The sequence below is a fragment of the Pseudoroseomonas cervicalis ATCC 49957 genome (assembly GCF_000164635.1).
Classification (GTDB): domain Bacteria; phylum Pseudomonadota; class Alphaproteobacteria; order Acetobacterales; family Acetobacteraceae; genus Pseudoroseomonas; species Pseudoroseomonas cervicalis.
The window spans coordinates 1-2,006 of record NZ_GG770870.1; the positions used below are offsets into that span (position 1 = coordinate 1).

The 2,006-nt window shown below is 74.2% G+C and carries 3 protein-coding genes; 2 read left to right on the plus strand and 1 reads right to left on the minus strand.

The genetic code is table 11. From position 1 onward, the window contains the following. Window positions 1-173: 173 nt before the first annotated feature. The gene (locus HMPREF0731_RS19820; RefSeq protein WP_007005997.1) at window positions 174-587 is read right to left on the minus strand and encodes a rhodanese-like domain-containing protein; all 414 of its coding nucleotides are present in this window, start codon (window positions 585-587) and stop codon (window positions 174-176) included. 143 nt (window positions 588-730) lie between these two features. On the opposite strand from HMPREF0731_RS19820, the gene parA reads away from it, so the two are divergent. Then, a complete protein-coding gene (gene parA, locus HMPREF0731_RS19825; protein WP_007005998.1) occupies window positions 731-1,372 on the plus strand; it encodes a ParA family partition ATPase in 642 nt (213 codons plus the stop codon). An 81-nt stretch (window positions 1,373-1,453) separates the two neighbouring features. After that, window positions 1,454-1,909, plus strand: coding sequence for a CopD family protein (locus HMPREF0731_RS19830; protein WP_040614177.1), 456 nt, complete (start codon window positions 1,454-1,456; stop codon window positions 1,907-1,909). Window positions 1,910-2,006 lie beyond the last annotated feature (97 nt).

Consider the following 2,006-nt stretch of genomic DNA (forward strand, 5'->3'; position numbering starts at 1 on the left):
CCGCCGCCCGCTCGGCCAGCGCGAGGAAGGCGGCGGCGACGCGCAAGGCCCGCGCCGCCGGCTGAAGCATCAGGCGGCGCCGCGGCCGGGAGAAGAGTCCCGCTTCTCCACCGGGGCGGCGGCGCCGCGAAAGAGAGTCCCGCTGGTCCGCAAGACGGCGGCAGCCCGGAAAACTAGCGCTGGCGCCAGGGGAGGCCCTCGGCCTTCCAGCCGGCGACCTGGCCGCGATGGCCCTCGGCGTCGGGCGGGCCCTCGAAGCCGTCGGCGATGTTGTGGACATGGGCATAGCCGGCGGCCTGGGCGGCCTGGGCGGCGGCCAGGCTGCGCGCGCCGGAGCGGCACAGGAAGTAGAGCTTGTGCAGCGGGGTGACGCCCGCCTTGCGCAGATGCTCGGCGAAGGCGGCGTTGACCTGCATGCCGGGGTAGAGCTGCCAGGGGATCAGCACCGGCTGCTTGCCGGCCTCGGCCAGGTCGGGCAGGCCGACGAAATTCCATTCGGCATCGGTGCGCACGTCGATCAGCACCGAATCGGGGTCGCTGCGCAGCGCGTCCCAGGTGGCGCGGGGGGGAATGTCGGCGACGCTCATGGCGTTCCTCCGTGTCGGTGGCCGTTGGCTCTAGTGTGGGGTCGCGTGGGGCCGGCGTCCATGCCGGGTCCGGCTGTGCTGGCCTGGCGCGGCGGCGCAGGGCAGGATAGGCCGGGGTGGCAGGCAGGCGGGAGGAGCGGGGCATGGCCTTCGTGGTGACGGTGGCGCAGCGCAAGGGCGGGGCGGGCAAGTCCACGGTGGCGGCGACGCTGGCCACCAGCCTGGCGGCGCAGGGCCAGCGCGTCGCCCTGCTGGACAGCGACCCGCAGCAGAGCCTGGCACGCTGGCACGGCCTGCGCGCCGGCCAGGCCCAGGCACGGCCGCTGGATTTCGCCGCCGTGTCGGGCTGGCGCATGCCGGCGACGCTGGAGCAGCTGCGCGGCACGCATGATTCGCTGGTGATCGACACGCCGCCGCATGCCGACAGCGATGCGCGCATCGCCATCCGCGCCGCCGATCTGGTGCTGGTGCCGCTGCAGCCCTCCGCCGCCGATCTGTGGGCGATGGAGGCCACGCTGGCGGTGGCGGCGGAGGAGAAGCGCCTGGTGCGGCTGCTGCTGAACCGCGTGCCGCCGCAGGGCCGGCTGCGCGAGGAGATCGTGGCCGAGCTGCGCCGCCGCGGCCTGCCGCTGCTCGACTACGGCTTCGGCAACCGGGCGGATTTCGCCAGCGCCTTCGCCCGGGGGCTGGGCGTGGCCGAGGCGGCGCCGCGCGGCAGCGCCGCGGCCGAGGCGCGGGCGGTGCTGCGCGCCATCGAGGAATCGCTGGCTTCGCCAACGCCCTGAGCCACCCCAGATCTTGAGCCCCAGGACCTTGACCCCGGCGCCTGAGCCCCAAGCCTCAGGCCCATGACGAGGAGTGACGGAATGACGCTGGTCTATGTGCTGCACCTGGTGTTCGCGGTGCTGTGGGTGGGGGGCATGGCCTTCGGCATGCTGGTGCTGCGCCCGGCCCTGGCCGAGCTGCCGGGGCCGCAGCGCCTGGCGGTGACGCAGGCGGCCCATCGCCGCTTCTTCCTGCTGGTCTGGCACGCCATGCCGGTGATGCTGGCCACCGGCTACGCGCTGCTGTTCGGCTGGTATGGCGGCTTCCGCGGCACCGGCTGGCACATCCACACCATGCACCTGACCGGGCTGCTGATGTCGGCGCTGTTCCTGGCGATCTTCTTCGGCCCCTGGAAGACCATGCGCGCGGCGCTGGCGGCGGGCGACATGGCGGCGGCGGCGGTGGCGTCCGACAAGGTGCGGCAGCTGATCCTGGCCAATCTGGCGCTCGGCCTGCTCACCGTCATCGTCGCCGGCTGGGGGCGGTTCGGCGGCTGATGCTGGCGGAGCGCTTCGACTTCATCACCGACAATGCCGGGCCGGAGGCGGCGGCCGTGCGCGCCGGCCTCGCCGCGCACCGCGCCGCAGTCCTGCC